General features: G+C 35.3%; 17 protein-coding genes. 7 read left to right on the top strand and 10 right to left on the bottom strand.

Going from position 1 to position 15,801, the window contains the following annotated elements; genetic code table 11:
• The first annotated feature begins 56 nt into the window (after window positions 1-56).
• From fbp to WBY99_RS03495, 4 genes are all read left to right on the top strand, one after another.
• Window positions 57-1,073 carry a class 1 fructose-bisphosphatase gene (gene fbp, locus WBY99_RS03480; protein ID WP_423974963.1) on the top strand — a complete coding sequence of 339 codons (1,017 nt, stop codon included), beginning with the start codon at window positions 57-59 and terminating at the stop codon, window positions 1,071-1,073.
• A 51-nt stretch (window positions 1,074-1,124) separates the two neighbouring features.
• Window positions 1,125-2,129, top strand: a complete 1,005-nt coding sequence (menC, locus tag WBY99_RS03485) for an o-succinylbenzoate synthase (RefSeq protein ID WP_423974947.1) — start codon at window positions 1,125-1,127, stop codon at window positions 2,127-2,129.
• Window positions 2,130-2,242: 113 nt separating this feature from the next.
• The gene (locus WBY99_RS03490; RefSeq protein ID WP_423974948.1) at window positions 2,243-3,088 is read left to right on the top strand and encodes an alpha/beta hydrolase family protein; all 846 of its coding nucleotides are present in this window, start codon (window positions 2,243-2,245) and stop codon (window positions 3,086-3,088) included.
• Between the two features lie 166 nt (window positions 3,089-3,254).
• On the top strand, window positions 3,255-4,082 hold the full coding sequence (locus WBY99_RS03495) for a TerC family protein (protein ID WP_423974949.1): 828 nt from the start codon (window positions 3,255-3,257) through the stop codon (window positions 4,080-4,082).
• Between the two features lie 28 nt (window positions 4,083-4,110).
• Here WBY99_RS03495 and WBY99_RS03500 read toward each other — a convergent pair whose 3' ends face one another.
• From WBY99_RS03500 to WBY99_RS03545, 10 genes are all read right to left on the bottom strand, one after another.
• Window positions 4,111-4,932: a flavin reductase family protein gene (locus WBY99_RS03500; protein ID WP_423974950.1), complete on the bottom strand. Its 822-nt coding sequence runs from the start codon at window positions 4,930-4,932 to the stop codon at window positions 4,111-4,113.
• Between the two features lie 25 nt (window positions 4,933-4,957).
• A complete protein-coding gene (gene fahA, locus WBY99_RS03505) occupies window positions 4,958-6,205 on the bottom strand; it encodes a fumarylacetoacetase (RefSeq protein WP_423974951.1) in 1,248 nt (415 codons plus the stop codon).
• Window positions 6,206-6,273: 68 nt separating this feature from the next.
• Window positions 6,274-6,732, bottom strand: a complete 459-nt coding sequence (locus WBY99_RS03510) for a hypothetical protein (protein WP_423974952.1) — start codon at window positions 6,730-6,732, stop codon at window positions 6,274-6,276.
• A gap of 45 nt (window positions 6,733-6,777) precedes the next feature.
• The gene (gene hppD, locus WBY99_RS03515; protein ID WP_423974953.1) at window positions 6,778-7,908 is read right to left on the bottom strand and encodes a 4-hydroxyphenylpyruvate dioxygenase; all 1,131 of its coding nucleotides are present in this window, start codon (window positions 7,906-7,908) and stop codon (window positions 6,778-6,780) included.
• A gap of 180 nt (window positions 7,909-8,088) precedes the next feature.
• Window positions 8,089-9,369 carry an acetyl-CoA hydrolase/transferase family protein gene (locus tag WBY99_RS03520; RefSeq protein ID WP_423974954.1) on the bottom strand — a complete coding sequence of 427 codons (1,281 nt, stop codon included), beginning with the start codon at window positions 9,367-9,369 and terminating at the stop codon, window positions 8,089-8,091.
• A gap of 101 nt (window positions 9,370-9,470) precedes the next feature.
• Window positions 9,471-10,658, bottom strand: coding sequence for a homogentisate 1,2-dioxygenase (locus tag WBY99_RS03525; protein WP_423974955.1), 1,188 nt, complete (start codon window positions 10,656-10,658; stop codon window positions 9,471-9,473).
• A gap of 75 nt (window positions 10,659-10,733) precedes the next feature.
• Window positions 10,734-11,270: a hypothetical protein gene (locus WBY99_RS03530; protein ID WP_423974956.1), complete on the bottom strand. Its 537-nt coding sequence runs from the start codon at window positions 11,268-11,270 to the stop codon at window positions 10,734-10,736.
• A 19-nt stretch (window positions 11,271-11,289) separates the two neighbouring features.
• Window positions 11,290-11,730, bottom strand: coding sequence for a membrane lipoprotein lipid attachment site-containing protein (locus tag WBY99_RS03535; protein ID WP_423974957.1), 441 nt, complete (start codon window positions 11,728-11,730; stop codon window positions 11,290-11,292).
• A gap of 8 nt (window positions 11,731-11,738) precedes the next feature.
• Window positions 11,739-12,539: a lysophospholipid acyltransferase family protein gene (locus WBY99_RS03540; RefSeq protein ID WP_423974958.1), complete on the bottom strand. Its 801-nt coding sequence runs from the start codon at window positions 12,537-12,539 to the stop codon at window positions 11,739-11,741.
• A 25-nt stretch (window positions 12,540-12,564) separates the two neighbouring features.
• Window positions 12,565-13,194: an NUDIX hydrolase gene (locus tag WBY99_RS03545; RefSeq protein WP_423974959.1), complete on the bottom strand. Its 630-nt coding sequence runs from the start codon at window positions 13,192-13,194 to the stop codon at window positions 12,565-12,567.
• A gap of 290 nt (window positions 13,195-13,484) precedes the next feature.
• On the opposite strand from WBY99_RS03545, the gene WBY99_RS03550 reads away from it, so the two are divergent.
• From WBY99_RS03550 to WBY99_RS03560, 3 genes are all read left to right on the top strand, one after another.
• Complete coding sequence (locus WBY99_RS03550) at window positions 13,485-14,378, top strand: 1-aminocyclopropane-1-carboxylate deaminase/D-cysteine desulfhydrase (RefSeq protein ID WP_423974960.1); 894 nt, start codon at window positions 13,485-13,487, stop codon at window positions 14,376-14,378.
• A gap of 64 nt (window positions 14,379-14,442) precedes the next feature.
• Window positions 14,443-15,492, top strand: coding sequence for a glucosaminidase domain-containing protein (locus tag WBY99_RS03555; RefSeq protein ID WP_423974961.1), 1,050 nt, complete (start codon window positions 14,443-14,445; stop codon window positions 15,490-15,492).
• A gap of 57 nt (window positions 15,493-15,549) precedes the next feature.
• Window positions 15,550-15,801: aminotransferase class III-fold pyridoxal phosphate-dependent enzyme (locus tag WBY99_RS03560; RefSeq protein ID WP_423974962.1), on the top strand; the 252-nt coding region annotated here is incomplete at its 3' end.

Here is a 15,801-nt window from a genome sequence, read left to right on the forward strand (position 1 = left end):
ATGCTGTTCAATTGAAAGAATTTTACGAAATTTGTAAAAACCAAAAAAGCAAAATAATGTCAGAACAGTCGTTCCAAACTCTTGGTGAATTCATCATCGACAAACAAGAAGATTTTTTGTATTCCACAGGGGAGCTTTCTCGTCTATTAAGCGCCATCCGATTGGCATCGAAAGTAGTGAACCGCCAAGTAAACAAAGCTGGGATTGCTAACATCATAGGCAAAGCCGGAAATGAAAACATTCAAGGGGAAGAGCAACAGAAATTAGATGTTCTTGCCAATGAAATTTTCATTGAAGCATTATCACAAAGAGAAGTTGTGTGCGGAATCGCCTCGGAAGAAAATGATGATTTTATCGAGATTCAGGCTAGTTGCAATGCGCATTTGAGCAAATATGTAGTTTTAATTGATCCTTTAGACGGTTCTTCAAACATTGATGTTAATGTTTCTGTAGGCACCATTTTCTCGATTTATAGAAGAGTTTCCGAACCTGGGACTCCAGTGATATTAGAAGATTTTTTGCAAAAAGGAGTGAATCAAATTGCCGCAGGATACGTGGTTTATGGTTCTTCAACGATGATTGTTTACACGACCGGAAATGGGGTAAATGGTTTTACACTTGACCCAAGTTTAGGCACCTATTACCTTTCTCATCCGAGCATGATGTTTTCTCGTACAGGGAAAATCTATTCTATTAATGAAGGAAATTATTTTAAATTCCCACAAGGAGTGAAAGATTATATTAAATATTGTCAAAGAGAAGAAGAAGATCGTCCATACACTTCGCGATATATCGGAAGTTTGGTTTCTGATTTTCACCGAAATATGATTAAAGGTGGAATCTATATTTACCCTTCGACTTCGCAGTCACCCAACGGAAAACTAAGACTTTTATACGAATGCAACCCAATGGCATTCTTGGCTGAACAAGCAGGCGGAAAATGTACAGATGGTTTCCAAAGGATTATGGAAATTCAGCCGACCGAACTGCATCAAAGAGTTCCGTTTTTCTGCGGAAGTTATGAGATGGTAGAAAAGGCAGAAGAGTTCATGAGAGAAACTACTGCGAAATAAAACAGAAATAAAAACAATCTAATTCGGTCAGAGCACGCTCTGACTTTTTTTATGAAAAAAGCAACTTTTAAACAATATTTTTTAGAATTCAAACAAGCCAGTGGAACTTCCCGCGGTATTCTAACATCCAAGGAAACTTATTTTCTAGAAATAACCGATGGTGATAAGAAAGGAATTGGAGAATGTGGAATTTTCCGTGGACTCAGTTTCGAAGATGTTCCCGAGTATGAAGAAATGCTACAATGGCTTTGCGATAATATTAATGAGAACAAAAAACTTCTTCGAAAAGAATTGCTTCATTTCCCTTCCATTTGGTTTGGTTATGAACAGGCAATGTTGAATCTGAAAAACGGTAGCGATATCTATTTCCCAAGTGATTTTTCAGAAGGATATTCTTCTATAAAAATCAACGGTTTGATTTGGATGGGCGATGCCGATTTCATGGAGCAACAAATTGAAGAGAAACTTGATCAGGGATTTCATTGCATCAAATTAAAAATCGGTGCAAACTGGAAGTCTGAAAAAGAAATTCTAAAAAAACTTCGGAAAAAATTCCCGAAAGAGGAATTAGAATTAAGAGTTGATGCCAATGGGGCTTTCAGTTTTGAAGAAGCTAAAATTGTTTTACAGGAACTTTCGGATCTAGGAATTCATTCTATTGAACAACCAATTAAGGCAGGAAATAGCGATGAAATGGCTGCACTTTGTAAGACGACTCCAACGCCTATTGCTTTGGATGAAGAATTAATTGGCGTTTTAAATTTCGAGGACAAAAAAGAACTTTTAGAAAAGATCAATCCGCAGTTTATTATTTTGAAACCATCACTGGTTGGAGGTTTTTCCGGTACGGATGAGTGGATTGCTTTCGCCGAAAACAAAGGAATCGGTTGGTGGATTACGTCTGCCCTCGAAAGCAATATCGGCTTGAATGCGATTGCGCAATATACTTTTACTAAAACCCCAAAAATTTCGCAAGGCTTGGGAACGGGCGGATTATTTACCAATAATTTAGAAACAAGATTGGTTTTACATGGAGATGAATTGATGATGCGTTAAATTAATTACTTCTGGAAATGGCAATAAAAGAGTTTAAAATTGAAGATTTTTCAAAATGAATAATTCTTAAATTTGAGATTACTCCAAGTTTGATCCTCTAGATATCTTCAATTATGAAACTCAATATCGAAAAAGATATCATTATCAAAAGCCTTGAAACTCGGAGTTTTTTGGCTGATGCTTTTTATTTGGAGAACGAAAAAAATCTGCCACTCATTATTTTTGCACACGGTTACAAAGGATATAAAGATTGGGGCGCATGGGATTTGATGGCAGAAGAATTCGCGAAAGCTGGTTTCTTTTTTGTAAAATTTAATTTTTCGCACAATGGAACAACGATAGATCAACCCAGCGATTTTGCCGATTTAGAAGCTTTTGGAAATAATAATTATTCGAAAGAAATGTCGGATTATGATGAGGTTTTGAATCATTTTTATCACCATCCGAATATCGATAAAGATAAAATCGCAATCATTGGTCACAGCCGTGGCGGCGGGATTTCGGTGATTAAAGCATTTGAAGATGATCGAGTGAAAGTGCTCATTTCTTTGGCTGGAGTGAGCAGTTTTAAATACCGTTTTCCTACAAAAGATCGTTTTGAAGAATGGAAAAATGCAGGCGTAATGTATTCTGAAAACAAAAGAACAAACCAGAATATGCCGCATTATTTTCAGTTTTTTGAAGATTTCAAAAATAATGAAACGAGGTTCGATATTCAGCGTGCTGCGCAAAGTTTGGTAAAGCCTTTTCTGATTATTCAAGGAACAGAGGATGAAGCGATAAAGGAAAAAGAAGCGTTTCTGCTGAATGAATGGTGCAAAACTTCGGAATTGGTTCTGATCCAAAAGGCAAATCATACTTTTGGTGCCAAAGAACCGTGGACGGGAAATCAACTTCCGCAAGATTTAGAAATGGCAACATCAACGATGATCAGGTTTATTAAAGCACACTTTGTTTAAATGTTTTTTCAACATTAAGGAGATTAAATTTTTAAGAACAAATATGCTTTTTATTTTTTAAGATTCGCCAAGGTGAATTTTTTGTATTTTAAATTTTAATATGAATAAAAGTTAATATTTAGCTCATATTAAATATTGGTAGTTTTACCGACCAAAATTTTAATTTATGATGTTATTGTCGGTGCTCGAATTTCCAGATTTTGCACAACCGCAAATATGGATCAGTTTGTTAACGCTTACTTTTTTAGAGATTATTCTCGGCGTAGATAACATCATCTTTATTTCCATCATCTCCGATAAATTACCAAAAGCCAGACAGAAGTTTGCCAGAAATATCGGGTTAACATTTGCGATGGTTTTCCGGGTGGGGTTATTATTAATGATCAACTGGATTATCGGTTTGAAAGAACCTATATTAACTTTACCGTTTTTGGAAGAACCAGGAACTGATTTGGCTTTGTCGCTCAGTTGGAAAGATCTTATTCTTTTGCTCGGAGGAATTTTCTTAATTGGTAAAAGTACCTTCGAAATTCACGGAAAAATGCAGTTGCACGATGAGAATCATAAACCGAAATCTGCTGGTTCATCCTTAATGACAATGGTGATTATACAGATTATTTTAGTAGATATGGTTTTCTCCCTGGATTCTATTCTTACAGCGATTGGCTTGGTCGATAATGTGATGTTGATGATTATTGCAGTGGTAATTTCAATCGGAATCATGATGGCTTTTGCCGGTCCTATTTCTGCAATTATCAATAAATACCCAAGTTTGCAAATGTTGGCGCTTGCGTTTTTAGTAGTGATTGGTGTGATGCTAGTTGCGGAAGGAATTCATCAACATGTGAGTAAAAACATTATCTATTCATGTCTTGCTTTCAGTTTATTGGTGGAAGTTTTAAACATTAAATTAAGAAATAATCAGCATAAAAAGGCTTTGAAATTAAATCCTGATTTGAATGATGATTTAAGTATTAAAGAAGAAAATGAGTAATAAAAAAAGAGCGAAAAAATTCGCTCTTTTATTTTGCTAAAATTTTCCACGCTTCTTCAATTTGATGATGGTGAAGTAGTTTTTGTGCTTCAATGTGTATCGATTCATCAGAACTGAAATTGCCCGTCGGTAAGTCTTCTATATTGGCGAGCATTCCCAAATCATTTCCTGTAAAAATATCGCTGAATTTTATTTCATCGGGCAACAAATCGAAACCAATTCCTTTTGTTACTAAAGGTTTCGGAACTTCGAACAAATTATTTTCATTGTTTCGGGAGTACCAATTTCCACCCAACCTTGCAACAAGATCAAGTTTCTTTTGGTCTAAATTTCCATCATCATTCAAATATTCTTCCCGAACATGAATTTTAATAATTTCGCAAATCACTAAATTTCCTGCGCCGCCTTCTGTTCCTAAATGTTTTATTTCTAGAACTTTACATTCCAAATTAACGGGACATTCTTCAATTAATTTTGGCTGAACCAAATCGGCATTTTTCATCGTTAACCCCGATTTGATGAACTCATTTTCCGATTTCGAATATTCGGTGGAAGCCAAAGAAATTTGCTGCACAATTTTGAAATTGACAATGCCAATTACCACTTCCGGAACTTCTAGAACATTTTCTAAAGTATGTTTCGTGGTATTATTGCGCACTCTTCTCGCCGGCGAAAAAATCACAATTGGCGGATTAGAACTGAACATATTGAAAAAACTAAACGGACTTAAATTTACATTTCCGTCTTGATCAATCGTTGATGCCAAAGCGATTGGTCGTGGTGCAATCGCCGTCTGCAAAAGCGTTTGTAGTTGGAAGTTGTTGAGGTCTTTTGGAGAGATTGTTTTCATGTTTTTGTCTTTTGCAAATCAATAACTATTTCGCAGCCAAAACTTTTCCCGACACTTCTCCGAAACCAACTCGCATTCCGTCTTTCTCAGCGTAACCTCGCATAATTACCGTGTCGTTATCATTAATGAATTTCCGTTCAGTTCCATCTGATAATTGCAAGGGTTCAGTTCCTCGCCAAGTTAATTCGAGCATGGAGCCGAAAGAATTTTTTTCAGTTCCAGAAATGGTTCCAGAAGCGTATAGATCCCCAACTTCCACGTTACAACCATTTACAGTGTGATGAGCCAATTGCTGCAACATATTCCAATACATAAATTTGTAATTGCTTTCTGAAATTAAATTTTCCTTTCCGTTTTCTGGTTGAATATAAACTTGAAGATTAATATCAAAATTTTGTTGTCCTTCAAATTTTAGATAATCTAAAACTTCAGGTTCCTGTTTTGGAGAATCAGTTCTGAAAGGTTTTAAAGCTTCTAAGGTTACCACCCAAGGTGAAATTGTAGAGCAGAAATTTTTCCCCAAAAATGGTCCGAGGGGAACATATTCCCAACTTTGAATATCTCTTGCCGACCAATCATTAAAGAGCACCATTCCGAAAATAGCATCTTCAGCTTCGGCAGTAGAAATACTGTCGCCCATTTCGGTATTTTTATTCACGATAAATGCCATTTCTAATTCGAAATCAAGTTGTTTAGAAGATCCAAAAATTGGATTTTCTTCGCCAACAGGTTTCGTTTGACCTTTCGGACGATGAAATTCTGTGCCGGAAACTACGATAGAAGAAGCACGACCGTGATAACCAACCGGAAGATGTTTCCAATTTGGAAGAAGTGCATTTGCTGGATCGCGGAACATTTTCCCAACATTGGTGGCGTGTTCGATGCTGCTGTAAAAATCGGTGTAGTTTGGTATGTGAATTGGCATCATCATTTGCACTTCATTAAAGTCGTAAAAACATTCCTCAATTGTTTTTGTATCGCCAGCCAATTTTGAATCCTGATGCAATAATTCTTGTAGTTTTAATCGGACCGCTTTTGTTACCAGTTTTCCTAGTTCGATGAATTCATTTAAAGTAAAAGCCTCGAAAATGTTTTCATCAATGCCTTCAATTTCATCAAAAAAACCATAATCGTAAAGCGTTGCTAAATCAATAACTTGATCGCCAATTCGCGAACAGCAAGCAATATATTCTTTATTAAAAACCCCTACACCAAAAGGGATATTGTGAATTGAAAAATCTGAATTTTCAGGATATTTGATAAATGATTTCATAGTATTTTTAAATTAAAGAAAAGGTTCAAAGAATTAATTTCTACTTTGAACCTTATTTTGTTTGCTATTTATTTTTTGTTAATGGCACTTTCCTCGATCCATCTTTCTTTGGAATTGAAGTCAATGAGATAAAGAATGTCTTTCTGTTTAGTCATTAGGAAAGTTTTGGTCATCGCGATGGGGATTTTTTTTCCTTCTAATTTGTCTGCTCGAAGAGAAATAATCTGATGCTTCGACCGAACGATATCACCAGAGAAAACATTCGACGAAGATTCGCCAGTTTGCTTATCATCAAAAACTTCTACATATGTTGCTTGATTTCCTTTAATAATGACAAAGTCTCTTTCGGTATGATCATCGAAATCTTTAATTAAAACAAATTTAACATCGTCGATATTGACGTGGTCTAAATTTTTATTGATTCCGTTTTTTTGCTCCAGGAGATTAAGAATGATATTGGCATTGCCATATTGTGCTTTCAATCCCAATGCTGAAATAAAAAGAAAAAGCGCGAATATTTTTTTCATGGAAGTGTTTTTAGTTCAAATTGAGTTCGAACATAAAAGGTGGTTTTATAGGTTACCTCTTTTTTCCTGTTCTTTTTCTAATGCTTCAAATAATGCTTTGAAGTTTCCAGCTCCAAAACTTTGTGCGCCATGTCTTTCTATGATTTCAAAGAAAAGAGTAGGGCGGTCTTCTACAGGTTTGGTGAAGATTTGAAGCAAATAACCTTCTTCATCGCAATCGATCAGGATTCCCAAATCTTCTAATTTTTTGAGGTCTTCATCAATTTGTCCAACTCTTTCCAGAACCATTTCGTAATAGGTGTTTGGTGGGGCTGGTAAAAATTCTATTCCTCTCGCTTTCAGTTCGGTAACGGTTTTGATAATGTCTTTGGTTGCTACTGCAATATGTTGAACGCCTTCATCTTCGTAGAAATCGAGGTATTCTTCAACTTGAGATTTTTTCTTTCCTTCTGCTGGTTCATTGATTGGGAATTTCGCAAATCCATTTCCGTTACTCATTACTTTAGACATCAACGCAGAATATTCGGTGTTGATTTGTTTGTCATCAAAACTTAAGATATTCACAAATCCCATTACGTCTTCATACCATTTTACCACGGGAAGCATTCGATCCCAATCAACGTTTCCTACGCAATGGTCAACGTATAAAAGTCCTACGTCGGAAGGATTGTAATCGCTTTCCCATTTTTGAAAACCTGGCATGAATTCACCAGAATAATTTTTTCTTTCCACGAACATGTGAACGGTTTCACCATAAGTATAAACTCCCGACATTTTTACTTCGCCGTGTTCATCGGTTAAAGTTTGTGGTTCAAGATAAGGCTTTGCGCCTCGTTTTGTAGTTTCTTCAAAAGCCGAATAAGCATCATCCACCCAAAGTGCCAATGTTTTCACGCCATCACCATGTTTTTTTTGATGTTCACAAATTGGTGAGTCAGAATTTAAACCAGAAGTAAGAACAAGTCTTATTTTTCCCTGTTGTAAAACATAAGAAGCGCGGTCTCGAACTCCGGTTTCTGGTCCAGAATAGGCTAAGGATTGAAAACCGAAAGCCGTTTTGTAGAAATGAGCAGCTTGTTTTGCATTCCCTACATAAAATTCGATATAGTCTGTTCCGTTAATTGGTAAAAAATTTTCCGCCTGTGCGATCTTTTCAGCAAATGTAAGTGTTGACATTTTTATTGTTTTTTTTAGTTTTGCCAAATTACAAAAATTTTAGGAGTTGAAAAATTCAAATTATTAAGTTGTATTTTCAAATAAATTTTTGAAAAAAACAGTTTTTGACCCTTTCGATAATCTTTAATAAAAATGAAAATTCCCAACAGAGATTGGGAATTTTCAATAAATAAAATGTTATTAACGTGATGCTTTAAATCGTTCAAATGCGGCGGCATCTAGCATTTCTCTGTCATCAGGATGGGCAATTTCAATTAATGCTTTTGCGCGCTGACGAAGGTTTTTACCATATAAATACGCTACACCAAATTCGGTTACCACATAATGAATGTGCCCTCTGGTCGTTACCACTCCGGCACCTTGTTTTAGAAAAGGAACAATTCTCGGTACGCCTTTTTTGGTTCGGGAAGAGATTGCAATAATTGGTTTTCCACCGTCAGAAAGTGCTGCACCACGCATGAAATCCATTTGACCACCAATTCCACTGAACTGATAAGTTCCAATAGAATCTGCACAAACTTGTCCTGTCAGATCAATTTCAATGGCTGAATTAATCGCAACCATTTTATTGTTTTTCATGATGTTGATTGGATAGTTCACATGCTCCACATCCATAAATTCAAAAGATGGATTATCATTAATATAATCATACAGTTTTCTGGTTCCGAAGGCGAAACTGGTAATGGTTCTGTTAAGATGGGTTCCTTTGTATTTATTGGTAATGATATCATTTGCGACCAAATCAACAATTCCGTCACTAATCATTTCAGTATGAACACCTAAATCTTTGTGATTATGAAGACATTTTAAAACAGCATCTGGAATAGTTCCAATTCCCATTTGTAAAGTTGATCTGTCATCGATTAATTCTGCCACATTTTTACCGATCAGCATTTCGTCTGCACCAACTTTTGCACCGTAATCAACGGTTAGCAATTCTTCTTCATGCCAAACCATTTTATCGATTTTAGAATAATGAATCATCCCATCACCATGAGTTCTCGGCATTCTGGGATTAACTTGTGCAATGATTGTTTTTGCAGTATCTACCGCACTTCTGGCCACATCTACAGAAGTTCCTAACGTACAATATCCATGAGCATCTGGTGGCGAAACGGTAATCATTGCTACATCAAGCGGAAGCATTCCTCTTTTAAATAAAATTGGGATTTCACTTAAAAAAACAGGAACGAAATCACCACGATCCGAATTTACCGCTTCCCGAACAGGTGTAGAAACGAATAATGAATTGATATAAAAACTATCTTTATATTGTGGTTTGGCAACTTCTACATTTCCCTGCTGCGTAATCGAAACGAATTCTACCTCTCTTAAGCGAGACGATTGATTGGCTAATTCCGTAATCAAGAGATTTGGAGTACATGCGCTCCCGTGAGAAAAAATTCGGTCACCACTTTTTATTAATGAAACCGCTTCTTCGGCGCTTACATACTGAATCATATTTTTGTTTTTTAATTGCTATTGTTTACTTCTCAAAAGTAATTCTTTCATTTCAGATTTGAAATGAGGAAAATCAGTTTTGATAAAAGTCATAAGAAAAATTATTCTTGGCTGCGATCTTCGACTGAAGAATCCTCGGTTTCTAACCAAGAAGTTTTGTAGGAAGGGTCTTCTACTTTCATCGCTTCTTCGGTAATTTTAAAAGGTCTGAAAGGATCGACCATTACTGCAAATTCTTCGGTAAATTTTTTGCCTATTGACCTTTCCATCGCTCCTGGATGTGGCCCGTGAACAATTCCGCCGGGATGTAAGGTGAAATCCATTAAATCAATATGATTACGGCTCATAAAATCACCTTCTGTATAAAACAGAACTTCATCTGAATCGATATTCGAGTGATTGTACGGCGCCGGAATCGCCTGCGGATGGTAATCATACATTCTCGCCACAAACGAACAAACCACAAAGTTATGTGCTTCGAAATTTTGATGAATTGGTGGTGGCAAATGAACTCTGCCAGTAATCGGTTCAAAGTTTTTAATATTGAATTTATAAGGATAAAAATAGCCATCCCAACCAACGACATCAAATGGATGTGTGGCATAAATGAAATCCCAGATTTGATCTTCCTTTTTTACTTTAATTAAAAATTCTCCTTTTTCGTCGATCGGTTCTACAAAAGTGGGGGCAATCATATCTCTTTCGCAAAACGGAGCGTGTTCCAGCATTTGGCCAAACTCGTTTCTGTAGCGTTTTGGAGTATAAATTGGCGAGTGACTTTCGATGAAAAGAAGCGTATTTTTTTCATCTTTAAATTCGATTGAGTAAATTGTTCCTCTCGGAATAATGAGATAATCTCCGTAAGAAAAATCAAGGTTTCCCAGAAAAGTTTTCAGCGTCCCACTTCCTTCGTGAATAAAAAGGAGTTCATCACACTCTGCATTTTTATAAAAATAATCGGTTGATTTTTTAGGTTTTGCAAGTCCCAGTTTCAGGTCGTTGTTCACCAATAAAATTTTTCTACTATCCAGAAAATCGTTCTCCGGAGAAACATTCATTCCTTTGAACATTCTTGGAGTAACGTTTTTGGCAACCGCAATTTTCGGACTTACATCTTTCGGTTCGCTGATTGATTTGATCTGTGTTGGTCTATGAATGTGATATAATAAAGAAGAAATACCGTGAAATCCTTCCGTACCGAAAAGTTGTTCGTAGTAAAATTTGTCATCCTGTGATTTGAAAACAGTATGTCTTTTTTGAGGAATTTTTCCGGATTGCTGATAACTCATTTTTTACATTTTTAGAACGATAAATTTAATGAATTTTTCAGACTTTTAGAAAAGGATATTGAAACACCGATCTGTCTATTCAAAACTCATCACAGGTTCGTAGAAATCTTCTTCCATCACCCCAAACTGCTGAGAGAGTAATTTTACACCGTCGATATTTTTAATTAAATTTTCGTCAGAAGATGAAATAGGAATTTCCCCAATATTGGTTTGCAGCGTAAAATTAGAATTGGATTTTGAAAAAGCAGTTCCCAAATATTCTAATTTTCGAAAGAAGTTGAGTGATTGTTCTACAATTTCAGAGAGGTTAGAATTATATACTAAAATTCCACCAGGCGTAATTTTTTCAATAACCTGAACTGTTTGTTCGCCGGATATTTCGGAAGTAATTAAAACAATATTCGGTTCAAAAAAAGCGGCTTTTTCCAGGTCAGAAGTTTCAAGAATAACAAAATCGTTATCTGAATTATTAAAGACACCGTTGTCTAAATAAAAGTCAAAATCCTTTTCATGAAAATTAAGAACTTCAATTAATAATTGGGTTACAGACGGTTGGCTGCTTAGAACAAGAACCCTGGTTTTGTTTTTAGATTCCTCAAGGATATTTTGCATCGGTCTGGTCGAATTATTTTTAAGATTTGGAGTTTATATTGCTGTCAATTATTTGCTGAAAAGCACTAACAATCTTGTCCCAATGCTGTTGATTTTTTTGCATTATTAAAGAAGCATCACTTTTGCTGCCAGCATTATTTCCTTTTTTAACATTGATTTCAACAGAAATATTATCGTATAATTTTTTATAATCCTCTTGGATTTTTGCAAATTTATTTTGAGTAAGTGTATTCTCGATTTTTTGTAAATCTTCATTAGAAATAACAAATTCTTTTTTGATATTCTTTCCTTGCCCTTCAAATGAGTAATGAACCTTATTTCCTTTAATGAGTAAATTTTCATAAATAGGAGAAATCCCACCACTTCGTGCAAAACTATAATCAAAATCATAATATTTATCTTGATTATTGCTGCATCCCGCTAAAACCATTATTAGAAAGACAAAAATTAGTTTTTTCATAAGGATTGTTATTGGTTTTTAACTTCAGTTTTCTGTGCTTTGCGCTCTTCGTCGTAATCATGTAGAACGTTGAAATCCTCGGTTTGTTCTATAGCAACCATGATTTTATGCATAATAGTACGAGAGTCATCCTTCTCATAATCAATGTCTAGCGCAGGTTTGAATTCCATAGTTGGTTTACAACCAGTTACTTTTACCCGCAAACCTTTTTTGTCAAATGCGCGTCGAAAACCATTAATTTTTATTGGAATCACAATTGGTTTTTGGCTTTTAACCAATTTGGCCGTTCCTTTTCTACCTTGTGCAAATGCCGAAGTAGTTCCCTGTGGAAAGGTAATTACCCAACCATTGTCGAGGGCTTTCATAATATTTTCCACCTCCGATAAATCTACCATTCTGTTCACATTGTGTCCTTCTGCACGCCAAGTTCTTTTTACGGTAATGGCTCCTGCTAATTTAAAAATCTTAGTCATGAAGCCTTTATTCATAGTTTCTTCCGCCGCAACGTAATAGAAGTCAACTTTTGGATTAAGAAGATAAATTGGGTTTTTAATGGAATTTAAATAGCCATTGTTCACCGCACAAAAAGCGTGATACATCGCAGCAACATCTGCAAAATAAGTCTGATGATTCGAGACAAAAAGCACATTGGAATCTGGGAGATCGATCAAGTTCTCGGTGCCAGAAATCTTCAATTTATTAAAACCATTGAACCTTCTGTAGGAAACCATTCCTAAAACAAAAATGATTAATCTTTTCAGGAAATACAGATTACCAAAGGCATCCGTGAAAATATTTTTCTTGGCCATTATCTAATTAACATAATCTGCAAATTTACAAATTTTTCAATAACTGACTAAACTCGCTTAATATCATCGAAGTCGCGCCCCAAATGATATAGCCGTTGAAATCAATTACCGGAACTTTCACACCATGCGAGTTTGGTAAAATTCTCATTTCAGGTTCGCTATCCAAATTTAAAATAGAGGAAATCGGGAATTCAATCAACTCCACTGCTTCGGTTTCCTGAAGAATAAATTCAGGATTTTTTTTGGTGTAAGAAACAAACGCTTTCACGTAAAAGTTGCTTGGCGGAATATAAATCGGCGAAAGTTCCCGAATAACTCTAATATAGTGTTCATTAATTCCTACTTCTTCAGAAGTTTCGCGTTTGGCAGTTGCTGCAAAATTAGGATCGAAATCTTCTTTTTTTCCACCGGGTAAAGAAATTTGTCCGCTGTGTCGATCGCGCTCATTTTCGCTGCGAACAATGAGTGGCAGATACCATTCGTTGTTTTTTAAATATAATAAAATATTTACCGCTGCGAATTTTGGATTTCTATTTAAAATTTCGTCGTAAGAATAGAGCGGTCGGTAAGGAGGTGAATAAATTTCGTGAGCGGCTTCACCCTGAAGTTTTGCGTCTTGTATTTTTGTGAGTAAATCTCTGCCAAAGGTTTTCATGACGTAAATTTAAGGATTTTGTTTCTGACAGTGTTTTAAAAGAAAGTTAATTTTTTTAAGATTTAATTTAAAAAGTTCGTTTCATAATAATCGATGACGTAGAAGTTATTTTAAATTATAGGAACTTGAGTAAGTGTTTGATATTGATTGTCGTAATCTACATAAGTCTGATATTTCAAATCTGAAATCTTTACTATTTTACTTTTAGAATTAATAGTTTTATACGAATTGCCTCATATTATTTGGATCTAAAAAGAATCTTTCCAATTATTTCCCCGAAATTTGTACCAATGAAAATCCCCGAAATTTTAATTCCCATCATCGAAATTCCTTTAAAGAAAAACATTCAGCTTTTTGTTAAAAGAGAAGATCTCGTTCATCCCGAAATCTCCGGAAATAAATATTGGAAACTCTTTTATAACATTAATAATTATTTAGATAAAAGTCCTGAGGATCCTTTTATCATTACTTTTGGTGGTGCTTTTTCAAATCATATTTCGGCGGTTTCAGCTTTAGGAAAAAAAATTGGAATAACAACTTTAGGAATTATTCGCGGTGAAGAAATTCAAAATAAATGGCAAGAAAATCCGACGTTAAAATCTGCCAGCGAAAACGGAATGAATTTCCGATTTGTTACCCGAGAAATCTATAGAAACAAAGAGCCTTTAATTAAAACTTTAGAAAAAGAATTTCCTAACGCATTGATTATTCCCGAAGGCGGAACCAACAAACTCGCTGTGGAAGGCATTCGACACATGCTGAGTTTTGAAACAAAAAGTTTTGATTATCTTTGCGCCGCAGTTGGAACTGGTGGAACAATCGCTGGAATTTCGAAGTTTGCAGAAGAAAATCAGAAAGTTTTAGGTTTCAAAGTTGTTGATGATATTTCCTTAAATGAGAAAATTTCAGCATTTACGGAAAGGAATAACTTTACACTTTTTGAGGCTCACGACGGAAGTTATGGTAAAATAACCAACGAGAATATTCGTTTTATCAATGACTTTAAAGAAAAGTTTGGAATTCAGCTCGATCCAATTTACACCGGAAAAATGATGAGGAAAATTTTCGAACTTGTAGAAGAAAATTTCTTTCTAGAAAGCAGCAAGATTCTGGCTTTTCATACCGGTGGTTTACAAGGGATTTTGGGTGCCAACGAATTGTTGAGAAAGAAAAACCGAGATTGAATCAATGATTGAATCTTAAAATCAATATCTATTGAAATTGATTTGGTTTAAAATAATATAAAATATGAAGAAAATAGTTTTTGTTTTTGCAGTCCTCTTTTTTGCGAAATTCAATGCGCAAGGTTGGAAAACCGATGAGCAATATATTCAGAAATTTGCAAAATATGCGGTTGAGGAAATGGAAAAATATAAAATTCCGGCTTCAATTACTTTAGCACAAGGACTTTTGGAAACCGGTGGCGGACAAAGTAGATTGGCACAACAAGGCAATAATCACTTCGGAATTAAATGCAAAGAAGATTGGACTGGAAAAACCATGAAACACACGGATGACGCTCCCAATGAATGTTTCCGAGTGTATGAAGATCCGAGAGATTCTTACGAAGATCATTCGAAATTTTTGGCATATCGACCTTATTATGTGAACCTTTTCAAACTCGAAATGACCGATTATAAAGCTTGGGCACATGGTTTGAAAAAAGCGGGCTATGCGACCAATCCGAAATATGCTTACATTTTAATTGATAAAATAGAAAAAAACAGATTGTACGAATTCGACACTACAAATTCCGAAGAAGTGCTTTATGCGATTTTGAAAATGTATCCTGATTTAAAAAATGATCGTATTTTTATGGCGCAATTGGATCAAGGCAAAACTCCTTTAAAACCCTTAACCACAACAGTTTTATCTGAAAAAGCTACCTACGTAAAACAACAAATAAAAGGAAATCAAATTGTTTCAAAAGCGGAAACACTGAATTCTATTTTAATTAAAAGCCATCCAAATGACGGTATGAAATTCGTGATTATTCCAGAAGATTTAGATCTTGCCTCGGTTTCTAAAAAATTCGGAATCTCCGAAAGCCGCTTGATGAAATGGAACGAACTCGATGGAAGCTTAATCAAGAAAAATGAAATCCTTTTTTTAGAATCTAAATCTTCGAGCGGAAATATCGCCACTTATAAAACGCAAGACGGAGAAAATATGCACGATATTGCCCAAAAATTCGGAATTAAATTAAAAAAATTATACGCAAAAAACCGAATGGATTTCGGTCAACAACCAAAATCCGGACAACTTATTTATCTTCAAATTAAAAAACCAAGGTCTTAATTGAATAATCCACAATCAATTATTACTCATTAATTATTACCTATTACTCACAAAAAAATGAATTATCAAAGAAGTTCCGCTTTATTCGATGAAGCCTACCAATATATTCCGGGCGGAGTGAATTCTCCCGTTCGTGCTTTTAAATCTGTCGGCGGTGTACCCATTTTCATGAAATCTGCCAAAGGCGCTTATATGACCGATGTTGACGATAATCAATATATCGATTACATCAATTCTTGGGGTCCCGCAATTTTGGGTCATACCCATCCCGAAGTTTTAGAAGCGATTAAAAAACAAGCAGAAAAAGGT

Source organism: Kaistella sp. (assembly GCF_049588135.1).
Lineage (GTDB): Bacteria > Bacteroidota > Bacteroidia > Flavobacteriales > Weeksellaceae > Kaistella.